Annotated in this window: 13 protein-coding genes; 8 read left to right on the top strand and 5 right to left on the bottom strand. The window is 59.3% G+C overall.

Annotated elements, in window-relative coordinates:
• Position 1 precedes the first annotated feature (1 nt).
• From HY868_03045 to HY868_03015, 7 genes are all read left to right on the top strand, one after another.
• Positions 2 to 1,342, top strand: a complete 1,341-nt coding sequence (locus HY868_03045; GenBank protein MBI5301087.1) for a glycosyltransferase — start codon at positions 2 to 4, stop codon at positions 1,340 to 1,342.
• Positions 1,339 to 3,573, top strand: a complete 2,235-nt coding sequence (locus tag HY868_03040) for a glycosyltransferase (protein ID MBI5301086.1) — start codon at positions 1,339 to 1,341, stop codon at positions 3,571 to 3,573. Before HY868_03045 ends, HY868_03040 begins: the two co-directional genes overlap by 4 nt.
• Positions 3,570 to 5,390: an ABC transporter ATP-binding protein gene (locus HY868_03035; GenBank protein MBI5301085.1), complete on the top strand. Its 1,821-nt coding sequence runs from the start codon at positions 3,570 to 3,572 to the stop codon at positions 5,388 to 5,390. The genes HY868_03040 and HY868_03035 overlap by 4 nt, the downstream gene beginning before the upstream one ends.
• Positions 5,387 to 6,115 carry a tetratricopeptide repeat protein gene (locus HY868_03030; protein MBI5301084.1) on the top strand — a complete coding sequence of 243 codons (729 nt, stop codon included), beginning with the start codon at positions 5,387 to 5,389 and terminating at the stop codon, positions 6,113 to 6,115. Before HY868_03035 ends, HY868_03030 begins: the two co-directional genes overlap by 4 nt.
• A 17-nt stretch (positions 6,116 to 6,132) precedes the next feature.
• Positions 6,133 to 6,783 (top strand): hypothetical protein, encoded by a 651-nt coding sequence (locus HY868_03025; GenBank protein ID MBI5301083.1) that lies wholly within the window; start codon positions 6,133 to 6,135, stop codon positions 6,781 to 6,783.
• Between the two features lie 245 nt (positions 6,784 to 7,028).
• A complete protein-coding gene (locus HY868_03020) occupies positions 7,029 to 7,343 on the top strand; it encodes a hypothetical protein (protein ID MBI5301082.1) in 315 nt (104 codons plus the stop codon).
• Positions 7,331 to 7,624, top strand: coding sequence for a hypothetical protein (locus HY868_03015; GenBank protein MBI5301081.1), 294 nt, complete (start codon positions 7,331 to 7,333; stop codon positions 7,622 to 7,624). The genes HY868_03020 and HY868_03015 overlap by 13 nt, the downstream gene beginning before the upstream one ends.
• A gap of 152 nt (positions 7,625 to 7,776) precedes the next feature.
• On the opposite strand, the gene HY868_03010 is transcribed toward HY868_03015, so the two are convergent.
• The 4 genes from HY868_03010 to HY868_02995 form a co-directional block, all read right to left on the bottom strand.
• Positions 7,777 to 8,904, bottom strand: a complete 1,128-nt coding sequence (locus HY868_03010) for a YgeY family selenium metabolism-linked hydrolase (protein MBI5301080.1) — start codon at positions 8,902 to 8,904, stop codon at positions 7,777 to 7,779.
• A gap of 245 nt (positions 8,905 to 9,149) precedes the next feature.
• On the bottom strand, positions 9,150 to 9,782 hold the full coding sequence (locus HY868_03005; protein ID MBI5301079.1) for a ThuA domain-containing protein: 633 nt from the start codon (positions 9,780 to 9,782) through the stop codon (positions 9,150 to 9,152).
• Positions 9,783 to 10,739, bottom strand: a complete 957-nt coding sequence (locus HY868_03000; GenBank protein ID MBI5301078.1) for an ROK family protein — start codon at positions 10,737 to 10,739, stop codon at positions 9,783 to 9,785.
• Between the two features lie 13 nt (positions 10,740 to 10,752).
• Positions 10,753 to 11,775 carry an alcohol dehydrogenase catalytic domain-containing protein gene (locus tag HY868_02995; GenBank protein ID MBI5301077.1) on the bottom strand — a complete coding sequence of 341 codons (1,023 nt, stop codon included), beginning with the start codon at positions 11,773 to 11,775 and terminating at the stop codon, positions 10,753 to 10,755.
• A 414-nt stretch (positions 11,776 to 12,189) separates the two neighbouring features.
• Here HY868_02995 and HY868_02990 point away from each other — a divergent pair, with 414 nt between their 5' ends.
• Positions 12,190 to 12,444, top strand: coding sequence for a hypothetical protein (locus HY868_02990; GenBank protein ID MBI5301076.1), 255 nt, complete (start codon positions 12,190 to 12,192; stop codon positions 12,442 to 12,444).
• Positions 12,445 to 12,674: 230 nt separating this feature from the next.
• Here the strand turns inward: HY868_02990 and HY868_02985 are convergent, their stop codons facing one another.
• Positions 12,675 to 13,640 carry an ABC transporter ATP-binding protein gene (locus tag HY868_02985; GenBank protein ID MBI5301075.1) on the bottom strand — a complete coding sequence of 322 codons (966 nt, stop codon included), beginning with the start codon at positions 13,638 to 13,640 and terminating at the stop codon, positions 12,675 to 12,677.
• Positions 13,641 to 13,664 lie beyond the last annotated feature (24 nt).

Raw genomic sequence — 13,664 nt, 5'->3', positions numbered from 1 at the left:
AATGACCATCGGCTATATCCTCAAAATGTATCCGCGCTTTTCCGAGACCTTTATTCTCAACGAAATTCTCGAACTCGAACGGCAGGGCGTGGACGTGCGAATTTATTCGCTTCGCAAACCGGACGACGGACGCTTTCACGCGAACCTCGCGCGCGTGCGCGCGCCGGTGACGTACCTCCCAGAGTATTTGCCGTCGGACGCGCGCCGCGTGTTTAACGCGCAACGCGTCTTGTTCCGCGCCGACCCGCGCCGCTACGCGCGCGTCCTGGGTTACGCGCTCACACGCGGCAACCTCCACGCACTCAAACGTTTCTTCCAGGCGGTCGTGCTTGCCGATGATGTGCGCGCGCACCCGGTCACGCACCTGCACGCGCACTTTGCCAGCAGCGCGACGCGCGTCGCCATGTTCGTGCGCTTGCTCACCGGCACGCCGTACAGTTTCACCGCGCACGCCAAAGATATTTTTCTGAACACGGTGGATGCCGACCTGTTGCGCGACAAGATTCGCGCCGCGCGTTTTGTCGTCACCGTCAGCGCGTTCAACCACGCGTATCTTACGCGCCTGGTCAACCAGGTGGGTTCCAGCAGTCTGGATGGTTTGCTCCCGCGCGCGGAGATGGCGATCCCGCCCGACCGCATTCACAAATTGTACAACGGCATTGATCTCGCACAATTCGATCCCGCCGCCGATTACGTGCCCCATGCCCGGCGCGATCCGTTGATCCTTGGCATCGGGCGGCTCGTCGAGAAAAAAGGATTCGACGATTTGATTCGCGCGTGCGCGCAGTTGCGCGAGCGCGGCGCGGCGTTTCAGTGCGAGATCGTCGGCAAGGGTCCGCAAGATGCGGCGCTCCGCGCGTTGATCGCCGAACTCGCGCTCGACAGTCAGGTGCGCCTCGTCGGACCCAAATCGCAAGACGATGTGATCGCGGCGTATCGGCGCGCGGCGGTGTTCGCACTGCCGTGCGTCGTCGGGGCGGACGGCAATCGCGACGGCTTGCCGACTGTTTTGCTCGAAGCGCTGGCGATGCGCGTGCCCGCCGTCTCGACTGATGTGACGGGCGTGCCGGAAATCATTGACCCCGACGCGACTGGCTTGCTGACGCCGCAGAACGACGCGGCGGCGCTCGCCGACGCGCTCGCGCGTTTGCTCGCCGACGCGGCTCTGCGCGAGCGCATGGGCAACGCCGCGCGCGCCGCCGTCGCGCAAAAATTCGATCTGCAAAAAAATGTGGCTGTGTTGCGCGATTGGATCACAGCCAATCCCAGTTTTCGATTCTCGAATGCCGACACGGCGTTGCTCCAATCGAAATTCGAAAATCGGCAATCGGCAATTCTATGAATATCCTGTACATTTGCGCCGACCCCGGCATTCCGATTCGCGGCGCGAAAGGCGCGTCCATCCATGTGCGCGCGATGATTGACGCGTTCGCCGCGCTGGGGCATCGCGTTACGCTGATTACGCCGCGTGCCGGCGACGGGATCGCGCCGAACGCGCAGGTCGTTGAAGTTGCATCCCGTTTGTTCGACACGAAAAATCTTTCGGCAGATACGCGCGAATTTCTCGCCATGCAGATTGCCGACGCGAGCGTCCGCGCCGGGCTGGCGCTGATCGCGCGCGAACAAGTTACTTTGATTTACGAACGGTATTCGTTGTGGAGTGATGCTGGCGCGCGGCTCGCCGCCGTGACCGGGTTGCCGTTCGTCCTCGAGGTCAACGCGCCGCTGCGCGTCGAAGCGGCGCGCTATCGCACGTTGAGCCGGGATCGCGACGCCGCCGAGATCGAAATGCGCATGTTGACCCAAGCCGACGCGATCTCGGTCGTCTCCGCGCCGTTGCGCGACTATGTGATTCAGCGCGGCGCAAGCCCGGAACACGTCCACGTTCTCCCGAATGCGGTGGACGAGCAATATTTTCATCCCGCCGTGAGCGGCGATGCGGTCCGCGCGCAACTGGGTCTCGCGGACAAATTCGTCGTCGGGTTTGTCGGCACGGTCAAGCCCTGGCACGATCTCGACATCTTGATCGAAGCGGTCGCGCAGACCGCCGCGCGCGATCCATTCGCCGCGCGCGGGAGTGCGCCGCATCTCTTGCTCGTCGGCGACATTCCCGACGCGGTGCGCGCGCGTATTGCGGAACGCGGCATCGCCGCGACGATGGTGCCGCCGATTCCGAATCACGACGTGCCGGCGTACATCGCGGCGATGGACATCGCGGTGTCGCCGCATCCCGCGCTCGCCGATTTTTATTTCTCGCCGTTGAAACTGGTCGAGTACCTCGCGTGCGGCGTCGCGACCATCGCGGCGAATCTGCCGCCGATTGCCGAGTTCGTGACCGACGGCGTGAACGCGCGTTTGTATCCGCCGGGCGACGCCGCCGCGCTCGCCGCGCAGATCGCGGAGCTTGCCGCGCACGATGCCGCGCGCACCCAGCTTGGTTGGCAAGGCGCGCGGTACGTGTTGCAGAACCACACGTGGCGGCGCAACGCGCACCAAGTGCTCGGCTGGCTGTTTCCGCACACGAGCGCGCGTGACCCGTTGGGGACTCCGCTGTTCGACGACAAATTACGCCGGCGTTTGTTTCGCGCGACGCGCGCCGATCTTGCCGGGCATTGGCTCGCCGCGCAGGTGGACGAACGTTTCCCGGCAGTCACACGATTGGAAATTCTAAAATACAAGCCGCGCCGCCGCTGCGTCATCGCGTACGAACTGACGCGTTCGTCCGCAGCACCGGGAGAAAACGCGACTCGGCACATCATCGGCAAAGTGTTCAAAGACGGGCGTGGCGCGGAGCATCTCGACTTTCACCGCGCGTTGTGGGCGAACGGGTTCGGCGCAACCGCCGGCGATGGGATCACGATCGCGCAGCCGCTCGCGTACATCCCGGCAATGCAAATGTTCGTCCAGGAACGCGCGCCCGGCGCGACGCTTGATGACTCGCTCAACACGCCGGATTTTTCCGCGCGCGTGCGCGCAAGCGCGGTTGCGATCGCCAAGCTCCACAAGACGCGCGTTCAGCCGCCCAAGACGTACGCGCTGGCAGATGAACTCGCGCACCTTGCCGAGTGGGCGGCGGATTTGGCGACGCACAAACCGGATTATGCGTACGCGATTGAGCGGCAACTTGCCGCGTTGAACGCGTGGGCAAATATACTGCCGCCGGTCGAACTCGCGCCGGCGCATCGCGATTTTTACTACAGCCAACTGCTGTTCGCCGATTGGCGGATCACCTTGATTGATCTCGACTTGTTCGCGCGCGCCGACCCGGCGATTGACGTCGCGAATTTCGCCGCGCACCTGCGTTTTCTCGCGTTGACACATTTCGCGAACGCGCACGCGCTCGACCAGGAGGTTGCCGCGTTCGTGGACGAGTACGCGCGGCGTCAATCGGTCACGCCGGAATTTTTCGCGCGGCTCGCATTTTACGAAACGGCGACGTATTTTCGTTTGATGCACGTCGTCGTGCAACGTCCGCAATTCGCCGATTTGTTCCTGCCGCTTTTTGAGCTGACCAGCGAACACATCCTGGGTCAGGCGTCACCGCGCGCCGTTCCCGTTCCGCATCACGCATGAAAAAAATTCCGTTGCTCGATCTCGACCCGCGCTATTTTCGTTACCTGCTGCCGTACCGCGCGCATCTCGCGCTCGGTTTTTTGACGATGGTCGCGGTCGCCGCGCTCGACGTCGCGATGCCGTGGCCCCTGAAATTCATCGTGGACAATGTGATCGGCGGACGACCGTACGGCGATTCATTCAGCCGCGCGCTCGCCGAATTTTTCGGCGACGATCCGCGCTGGCTCGCCGCGTTTTTTGGTTCGGCGATCATTCTCTTTACCGCGCTCAACGGCGCGCTCTCGTTTATTTTTGAATCGCTGCAAGGCATGATTCAATCGCTCACGACGTTTCGTCTTCGCAGAGATGCGTTCGCGCATCTGTCGAATCTCTCGTTGCAATTTCACGATCACGCGCGCGCCGGCGAGATCGTGAGCCGCGTGAACGGCGACGCCGGGCGCGTGATGGAAGCGTTCGTCGCCAGCACCGGCGAAATCATCGTCAACGCGCTCAAATTCGCCGGCATCGCCGGCATTATGCTTTTCGTCAACTGGCGTTTCTCGGTCATCGCGCTCGCGTACGCGCCCTTGTTGCTGTTTCTGTTCGGCGCGTTCCGCCGCAACATCAAATCGTCCGCCCAAGCCGCGCGCGAGCAAGAGGGGCAAATGCTCGCGGTGACGCACGAGACCGTTTCCGCGATCCGCATCGTGCAGGCGTTCGGGCGCGAGGAAGACGAACAACGCCGATTCGAAGAGTACGGCGCGGCGCGGGCGCGCGCGGAAATCCGCGCCAAACGCTGGGAAGCGATGTTCGAACCGATCGTAGATGTAATCAAAGCCGCAGGCACTGCGGCGGTGATTTGGTACGGCGTCGCGCAAATCCTCGCCGATCAATTGACCGTCGGCGAATTGCTCATTTTTCTTTCGTACCTTTCGACCTTTTACAGTCCGCTGAAAAAATTCAGCAAACTTGCCGCGTCCTTGCAAAAGGCGTCGGTCAGCGGCGAACGCCTCGCCGAATTACTCGACACCGACCAGGTGATTCGCGACGCGCCGAACGCGCGGGCATTGACGCGCGCGCGCGGGCAGATTGATTTCGCGCAAGTGAGCTTCGCGTACGACGACAAGCGTCCGGTGTTGAGCGACGCGACCTTTACCGCGTTGCCGGGTCAAATGATCGGACTCGTCGGCGCGACCGGCGCGGGCAAGACGACGATTGCGAATCTGCTCCTCCGTTTCTACGACGTGACCGCCGGACGCATCGAGCTCGACGGCGTAGATATACGCGATTTACGCCTGCGCGATTATCGCCGGCAATTCGCGCTCGTGCCGCAAGAACCGATTCTGTTCGCGGCGAGCATCCGCGACAACATCGCTTACGGCGCGCCGCACGCGCAGATGCCGGCAATCATCGCCGCCGCGCGCGCCGCGAACGCGCACGAGTTTATCATGAAACTGCCGAACGGTTACGCCGCCGAGATTGGCGAACGCGGCGTCACGCTGTCCGGCGGACAACGCCAGCGTCTCGCGATTGCGCGCGCAATCTTGCTCGACGCGCCGATCCTGATTCTCGACGAGCCGACCGCCGCGCTCGACGCCGCGTCGGAACGCGCGGTGATGCAAGCGTTGGAACGTTTGATGCGCGGGCGCACGACGTTCGTGATCGCGCATCGGCTCTCGACGATTCGCCACGCGAATTTGATTCTCGTTCTCGAAGACGGGCGTATCATCGAACGCGGCGAACACACGGACCTGGTTCGGCGCGGCGGACGTTACGCGGAACTGGTGCGGATGCAAAGCGGCGCGACACCAGCGCCGACCCTGGAGCTGGCGCGATGAATGGATGGTTTTTCTCGCCGCGCATCCTGGGTGGACTCGCGCTGTATTTGGTGTTGCCGGTCGTCGTGAGTCTGCTGGCATTCAGCCAACTTGCGTCCGCCCAGGCACTGACTTTACCGCGACCGACGCCGACGCCGAACGCCGCCAAGCGCGCCAAAGAAATCGCGCGCGCAGACAATTTCTATCGCACCGGCTTGGGGATGTACAGCGCGGGCAGGTACGCCGAGGCGCGCGCGAATTTCGAGCACGCGCTCGCGCTCGCGCCGAACAACGCCGATTGGCGCAACGGGTTGGGCTTGACGCTCGCGCGCCTGGGACGCGACGACGACGCGTTGCGCGAGTATCGCGCCGCCATCGCGCTGGACCCGCAACATGCCGACGCCTATTACAATCTCGGCGCGCTCTACCACGCGCGGGCTGAGGATGCGCTGGCGATTGAAGCGTATCGCGCCGCGATCCACGCGCGCCCCGATTTCGCGCTGGCGCACAATAATCTCGGCGCGCTCTACGCCGAACGCGGCGAGCTAGAGCAAGCCACGGTGGAATTGCAAGCCGCCATCCGACTCGATGCCAAATCGGCGAACGCGTACTTGAACCTGGGACTCGTGCGCGCGCGGCAGGGCGAACTCGCGCCGGCGCGCGCGGCATTCGAGCAAGTGATTGCGCTCGATCCTGCCGGAGAACTCGGCGCGCAAGCGCGCGCTCAACTTGAACGACTCAAATAATCTTGATGGAGGAAACGATGAAAACAAATTTGAAGATATCACTCGCCGCGCTTCCCGCGCTCCTAGTAACCGGGGCGGCGTTGTTTCTACTGCTTGCCGCCGTCTCGAACGCCGCCGAGAGCAAGCCGGGTGATTTGCTCTACACGCTCCGCAGTCCGGCGTTGCAACTACGACTCGCGATCACGAACGATCCGGTTCAGCGCGCCGACATCGCAAAACAGCTCGCGCCGATTTCCGATTCCGCGCCCAAGTTGGAAGATGCGGCGCGGCTCTCAAATCCTGGGAGCGTCATTCTCAACACGAGCAAGGATGAATCCAGGGATAAGCCAGCGAGCGCGAACGTCACACCAAAGGTTGACGACCGCGGAAACGACCGAGACAGCATCGCTCCCACCGACACCAAGTCCAAAGATGATGGCGCGCGCACCGAGCAAGTAAAGGACGACGACAAGAATAAAACGCCCGTTCCCTCCATCACCGACGACAAAAAGGGTAGCGGCGGGACAGACGACAAAGACAAACGCGTTGACGACCGACGCGATGATGATCGGAGTAAGGATGACCGCGGCGGTGATGATCGCAGCGGTGATGATCGCAGCGGCAGCGGCGGTTCGTCAAGCGGTGGTGATGACGACGATGATAAGGATGACGATAAGGATGAGGATTAGTCGCGGTTCGCATCCCACGCGGCAATGGTAAGCGCGAGTGACACATCGGGTACCTCACCGCTGGTGAGGTACCCGATGTGTCACTCGCGCGAAAGCAAGTCGTACCTAGCAGAGACCTTGCACCGTCTCTCCGAAACCTAGGTTCCGCTCGTCACGCGGTTACTCGACCAGGCGCGGTGACAATTTTCGGACCAGATGTTTGACATCCAATCTGTTCGGAGATAGAATAGCGGCAGGATAAGGTCATGGACGAACGCGAATATTTCATCCCCCTGTTAAGCGATGCCATGCTCCGCGTGCGATACCAAAAAGATCGTGGTCGCATATTGCAATTCACTGTCCAGCTCGAAGCCTATATTGAAAACACGTGGACACCGATTACCCGTTACGATGCCGCGCACCAATTCGTCCATCGCGATGACTTGAAGCCGGACGGCTCACAGATCAAATCACCGCCAATGACATTTGCGAATTACAACGACGCGTTGAACTATGGCATCCGCGATTTGCGCTTGAACAGTCAATTGTATATCGAGAGGTATTTGCGATGGAAACGCTGACACCCCAACAAATCAGCGATAAGGTTTTGGAACTAACCGAACAGTTCAACCATTATGTCTTCAACGCCCCGGAGATTCTGGATCATATTCCAGACAAGGCGTTGCTAGTTTTTCTGGATGCCGACGACCCAGAATTCAATCGCGCTAACGTCGAATTGGCGCGCGCCACGCCGCGTCCTCCAGATAGTTCCGTGGTGTACGTCAAAATGCAAAAACGCGTTCGGATGATCCAACAAGTCGAATGGCAACCCGAAGTTGTTGCGGCTCCACTGGTCGCTTGACCCCAATCCTTTCAAGAGCAAAACGAGATACGCTCTGCGAATACGCAGGGCGCATCTTTTTGTTTGCCCCGCGCGATCTTTTCGGATTCTTGCAATGATACAATCCCGCAGGATTTAATTAGCGAACGACTATACGACCTTGCCGATACGGATCACGCGATTCCATTGATCGTTTCGATCATCCCGCGATAACCACGCGCCGCCGCGATCAAATCCTCAATCGCGATGCGTTCGTCAACGACATGCGCGTCGCCTTCGCGTGCCGGACCGAAACCGATGGTGGGCACGCGTGCGATGCCGGCGCTGTACGTCGCGTTCGTGCAAAAACGGTACGCGCCGATCCGGGGATTCAACCCCGCCGCGCGCAATCCGCGCAACGCGTTCTGCACGAACGGATGCTCTTCAGCCAAAACCCAGGCGGGGAAAAATTTCGCGCCGCGCAACGTGCGCCCGGTGTACGTCGCGTGTTCGCCCTCGGCGATCTTCGCGTTCACCGGCAACGCGCCCAGCACGCTTTCGATTGTTTCGCCCGGCAACAAACGCCGATCATACGTCACGCGGCAACGACTCGGAATCACCGAATTACCCGGATACGGATCGGAGATGATGTCGGTCAAGACCATCAACGCGTCGCCGAGCAATTCATCGCGCGCAACCGGCATTCGTTCGATGGCGTCCACCGCGCGCAACATCAGTGTCACCGCGTTCACACCGAGTTGCGGCGACGACGAATGCGCCGGCTTGCCAATCGTTTCGAGATGAATCTCGGCGCGCCCGCGTCCGCCGCGATTGAGATTCAATTCGGTTGCTTCGCCAATCACGACAAAATCCGGCTTGACCTCATCCGTCACGGTTCGCAAACTCACACCTTCCATCACCTCTTCGAGTACGGTCGCGCTCACCACGATCCGCCCCGCAATTTGGGTGCGCTCCACACTCGCCGCACTGTGAATCATCGCGGCGAGCGCGCCTTTCATATCTGCCGCGCCGCGCCCGTAAATGAATCCATCTTCGATTTGCGCGCCGTATGGATCGCGCGTCCATTGCGCGCCAGCGGCGATGCCGACCGTGTCGCAATGTGCGTCGAGCAAAATCGTTTTGCCGGGACGCGCGCCTTCGAGGATACCAATCGCGCTGCCATTCGCGTCCGCCCACGCGCGATCAAAACCGAGCGCGCGCATCTCGGCGAGAATCAAGGCGACGACGCGTTGTTCTGCGCCGCTCAAACTGGGTGTGCGGACGAGGGATTGCGTGAAGAGGACGAGACGGTCTATGTTCATTGAAACCTTGCTACGCAATCAATACCTTCGCCAAAATTATAAATTCATCCGCGAATAACGCGGACCCTGGCACTTGCGTTCCCGCCAGGGCAAGTGTAACGCGAATGAATTTAAAAATTAGTGGAGATTCGCGTTATTCGCGGATAAAAAAATGGCGAAAACGATTTGGCGAAGGTATTGACAACACGAAAGACTGAATGGATTTTTCGTAATGCGAATAAATTATTTTGAAACCGCCGTCTGGTTCACACTTGTTTGCCGCACCACTGCAAGGCATGGCGCATCACTGTTTGAAATGCCGGGTGCAACCACACCGACACCGAATGACCCGGCGTCAGCACACACACGCGTCCATCGCCTTCGTGGCGCGTCCAGCCAGCCGGTTGTGTGCCGTGTTCCGATGTCGCGGTCATAAACAGACCAACCTGGGTTTGATCACAGTCCATAAAATAGTGTTCGTCCGTGATTGTAAACGACGCGCGCGCGTTTGCCAGCGGATGCCCGTCGTGAAATTCCAGGGTCACGGAACATGGCGGCGGGTGTTGAACGAACACGCCGCCGATCAACGCGCGCAAGATGGGCGTCTCGCGATACCCGGCGGTTCCCGAATGGATGACGAGCAGACCCTTCCCCCTGCGAACGTAATCGCGAAAAGTTTGCTCGACTTGCGGTGTGACCCAGGGACGCCAATCGGTGGACGAGACATCGTTGGACTTGGACAGAAGGACCAACGGAAACTCTGCCATTCGTTCTGCCGACCAATCACCGGCATTTTCGATCCAGTCGAACTCCCAGCCGGTATTGCTCAATTTCGCAAGCCCGGCGCGAGCGGTTGGCGCGGGATGCCAATGATCGTCACACAGAACCAAGACACGCACTCAAACGACTCCTTTTTCCGCGAGCGCGATCGCGCCCCACAATGGCGCATCGTCGCCGAGCGCGGCGGGCACGATGTCGGTGCGGATTTGCGGGAGCGTGTTTTTGCGCGCGGATTCGCGCACGATGTGCCACCACCGCTCGCCCGATTTGGTCACGCCGCCGCCGATGACGACGCGTTCCGGGTTGACCAGGGTGATCGCGGTGCCGATGCCAAACCCGAGCGCGCGCGCCGCATCGTCCATCACCGCGCGCGCGAGTTCGTCGCCCGCGTTTGCCGCTTGCGCGACGATTGCGCCGGTCATCGCGTTCAGATTGTTTCCCGCTAGTTCCCTCAGTTCCCTGCCTTGTGCTGGATTTTGGTTTAGCCGTTCTCTGGCTCTCCTCGCAATCGCGGGACCGCACGCCATCGCCTCGACGCACCCGCGACGACCACACACGCATTCGGGTCCGCGTGGATCGCAAATCGTGTGACCGATTTCGCCCGCCATCGCGTCCGCGCCGCTCCAGATTTTTCCGCCGAGAATCCACCCGCCGCCGATGCCGGTGCTGACGGTCACATACAATAACGAACTGCACCCCTGCCCCGCGCCAAAAGTGTATTCACCCAGCGCGCCGACATTCGCGTCGTTGTCCACGCTTGCCGGCGCGCCGAGCGCGTCTTGCAGTTGCTCGCGCAGCGGCGTGTCTTCCCAGCCGGGAACGTGGTGCGAGAGAATTACGCGTCCGCGCGCCGCGTCCACCGGTCCGCCGAAACTGACGCCAATCGCGGCGGGGGCGCGTCCCGCGAGCAATCGGCGCGCCATTGCAAGCATGGTCGCGCGGTCATACGCGCCGTCCTTGTTCGGAGGCGACGCAACGCGTTCGAGCGCGAGCCACGCGCGTTGTCCGCGCCGCGCCATCGCGGCAGAAAGTTTTGTGCCGCCGTAATCAAGCGCGATGAGAATTTCGTCAGGCATTTAGTAATTCACCTTACTCCAGTTCGACCATGACCTTCATATAGTTACCCCTGGATGACTCAATTGCTTGATACGCCGCCAGATATTGATCGAACGAAAAACGATGCGTGATCATTTCGTTCAGATGAATCGCTCCGCGCGCCACCAACTCAATCGCGCGTTCATAGTCGGTCTTTTGGTACATCAACGTGCCAATCAGAGTCAACTCATTGTTCTGCACCGTCGCCAGGTCTACAGGCGGCTTGTTCCCAAAAACGCCGACGACGACAATCGTGCTACCTTTGCGCGCGTTGGAAATCGCCTGGGTGATCGTATCTTCGACGCCGGCGCATTCGAGAATCAAGTCTGCTTTGGCTGGTCCAAAATTTTCCAAGATTGCCGTGGCGAGGTCGCGTTCCCGTGGGTTGAGCGTGAGCGCGAGACCACACTCGCGGGCTTTGTCCAGCTTATAGTCGCTCACGTCGGTGATCATCACTTGCGCCGCGCCGGATGCTTTGGCAACTTGGGCGACGAGATTGCCAATCGTGCCAGCGCCCAAGACTAGGACGTTGCGATCTTCGACACTGCCGGCGCGCGCGAGCGCGTGCGCGGCAACCGACACAGGTTCGATCATGGCGGCTTGATCCAAGGACATGGACGCGGGCACTCTGAGAACCATTTCGGCTTTGATCGGGAAATACTCTTGCGCCGCGCCGCCGGTCTGAAAGCCCATGACCTTGAGGTTGTCGCAGATGTGATACATGCCGTGCCGGCAAAGGTAACATTCGCCGCAGGTGATTTGCGGCATAAAGACAACTGGGTCGCCCGGCGTCAATCCATTTACTGCGCGCCCCACCTGCGCGATCACGCCGGAGACTTCATGTCCTTGCACGACGGGATAGCTCATAAAAGGATGGGTGCCATGAAATACGTGAATGTCCGACCCACACACGCCAATCCGTTTGGTCTGAATGACGACTTGATCGTCTTGAGGAGATGGTCGCTCAACATCTCTGAATTCGATTTTACCTGGAGCTGTCATCATGGCTTGTTTCATTTTTCACCTCACCGTCGTATCTCAAGGATCGTTGGCAAGAATCTCATCAAGATTATTGGCAAGGCGATCAAGTTGTCAGCATAATTTGCCAATGTCAGATTAGTCACAGAACCACACGGAAACACACAGAAAAAGAAAAGTTTCCGTGAAATTCTGTGTGGCGCGAAGTGTGTGGCAGAAAAAGAAATGTGACATTGCCAAAATAATTACCTCACCAGATTGTCCTCATTATGCCACGATTCGCGTTTAAGTAGAAATGTTACGCGGCGCGCCGGCTGGACACGATCTATAGATGTTGAGATTTGCTTTTGGAAACGGACGCCCCAAACCCGAAGGGTCTCGGAGACCCTTCGGGTTTGGGATTCCAAATCATTTTCTTAACTTCTATAGTTGGCGGAAAGCGTAGCGACGGCGATGAAGCAAAAACTGGACGTGCCCGCCATGCTCGCGCGTTTACGCGCCGTGCATCGCGGCGACATTCCGGCGAAACTGGTCACGCGCATCAAAGCGTGGGGCAACTATTTTGGCGGCGCGACACTGGGCACGGTCACGTTGCTTGAATTTCGCGACGAGCAAGCGCGCGGCGAATTGATGAACGATCCGGAATTGAAACCGTACCGCGAACATTTCGAAGCCGGCAATCGTCCGCGCGCGCGTGTGCGGGGATGATTTGGCGCGCGTGAAGGAATTGTTGGCAGAGCGCGGCGTGGATCTTCGCGCATGGCACACCGAATGACGTTGCCTCGAATCACCGAGACAAGGATTCGCGCGGAGCGAATGTCCGTGCGTTCGATGCGTCGTTCGCCACGTTCGCGGAACAACCTCGAAGGACTGGGACGCGGCGATCAAGATTGCGGATAAACACCCTCGTTTTGACTACGCAAAATTTGGGCTGCGATTTATTCGGCAAAATGACAATACACGTCACGTCCATCTGCCAATTTCACCGCCGACGGTCTTGTACGAATGCAAATGTCTTGTGCGAGCGGACAGCGATTGTGAAACTTGCATCCCGCAAACCGGTACTCTTTCGTTTCGATGTCCGATTCTGCGAACTGCTTCTTCGCCCATTTCCACTTCGTTGACGGAATGGATTCCAAGAGCAGTTTGGTGTACGGATGTTGCGGATCCGTCAAAACGATTCTGGCTTCGCCGAATTCGACGATGCAACCCCGATACATGACCGCGATATAGTCGCTGATATAATACGCCGTCGCCAGGTCGTGCGTAATGTACAGAAAACTGGTGCTGAATTTTTGCTTCAACGATAGGAACAAGTTGATCACGTTCATTCGCAGCGACGCATCAATCATGCTGACCGGTTCGTCGGCGATGATAATCTTGGGATGCGGGATCAGCGCGCGCGCGACGGATACGCGTTGTAGCTCGCCGCCGGAAAATTGATTCGGGTATTTGCCTTTCACATCCGCGTATTTCAATCCAACCGAAGTCAGCGCTTCTTCCATCGCGCCAACGGCTTGCGTTCGGTTTAGCCCATTGACGAATATCGCCGTTCGTTCCAGATACGAATCTACAGTGCGATAACTGCTGAATGCTTCAAACGGATTTTGAAAAATTGGCTGAACGGTGGAAAGGAATTCGCGCTTTGCCGGTCGAACACCTTTGCCGGCGACCTGGTGATCGTACACGATAGCGCTGCCTGAGCTGGGTTCGATCAAACGCAGAATGACTTTTGCCAGCGTGGTCTTGCCGCTCCCCGACTCGCCGACCAAGCTGATGATGACCGGTTGATCGCTCTCGATGCTCAGGTTCACATCGTCGAGCGCGTTGATCTTGACGCCGCGCAAGAAACTCCCCAGACTATACACTTTGTGCAGGTTTTCCGTTTTGAGAACAGTTTTCATCATGTATTCATTCCCATACAATCA

The organism is Chloroflexota bacterium, from assembly GCA_016219275.1.
Lineage (GTDB): Bacteria > Chloroflexota > Anaerolineae > UBA4142 > UBA4142 > JACRBM01.
This window is presented reverse-complemented; position numbering and strand designations above follow the sequence as displayed.

Excerpts from the sequence above, each read along its gene's own strand:
- HY868_03045 (MBI5301087.1), top strand. The coding sequence starts at position 2 with ATGACCATCGGCTATATCCTCAAAATGTATCCGCGCTTTTCCGAGACC.
- HY868_03040 (MBI5301086.1), top strand. The coding sequence starts at position 1,339 with ATGAATATCCTGTACATTTGCGCCGACCCCGGCATTCCGATTCGCGGC.
- HY868_03035 (MBI5301085.1), top strand. The coding sequence starts at position 3,570 with ATGAAAAAAATTCCGTTGCTCGATCTCGACCCGCGCTATTTTCGTTAC.
- HY868_03030 (MBI5301084.1), top strand. The coding sequence starts at position 5,387 with ATGAATGGATGGTTTTTCTCGCCGCGCATCCTGGGTGGACTCGCGCTG.
- HY868_03025 (MBI5301083.1), top strand. The coding sequence starts at position 6,133 with ATGAAAACAAATTTGAAGATATCACTCGCCGCGCTTCCCGCGCTCCTA.
- HY868_03020 (MBI5301082.1), top strand. The coding sequence starts at position 7,029 with ATGGACGAACGCGAATATTTCATCCCCCTGTTAAGCGATGCCATGCTC.
- HY868_03015 (MBI5301081.1), top strand. The coding sequence starts at position 7,331 with ATGGAAACGCTGACACCCCAACAAATCAGCGATAAGGTTTTGGAACTA.
- HY868_03010 (MBI5301080.1), bottom strand. The coding sequence starts at position 8,904 with ATGAACATAGACCGTCTCGTCCTCTTCACGCAATCCCTCGTCCGCACA.
- HY868_03000 (MBI5301078.1), bottom strand. The coding sequence starts at position 10,739 with ATGCCTGACGAAATTCTCATCGCGCTTGATTACGGCGGCACAAAACTT.
- HY868_02995 (MBI5301077.1), bottom strand. The coding sequence starts at position 11,775 with ATGAAACAAGCCATGATGACAGCTCCAGGTAAAATCGAATTCAGAGAT.
- HY868_02990 (MBI5301076.1), top strand. The coding sequence starts at position 12,190 with ATGAAGCAAAAACTGGACGTGCCCGCCATGCTCGCGCGTTTACGCGCC.
- HY868_02985 (MBI5301075.1), bottom strand. The coding sequence starts at position 13,640 with ATGAAAACTGTTCTCAAAACGGAAAACCTGCACAAAGTGTATAGTCTG.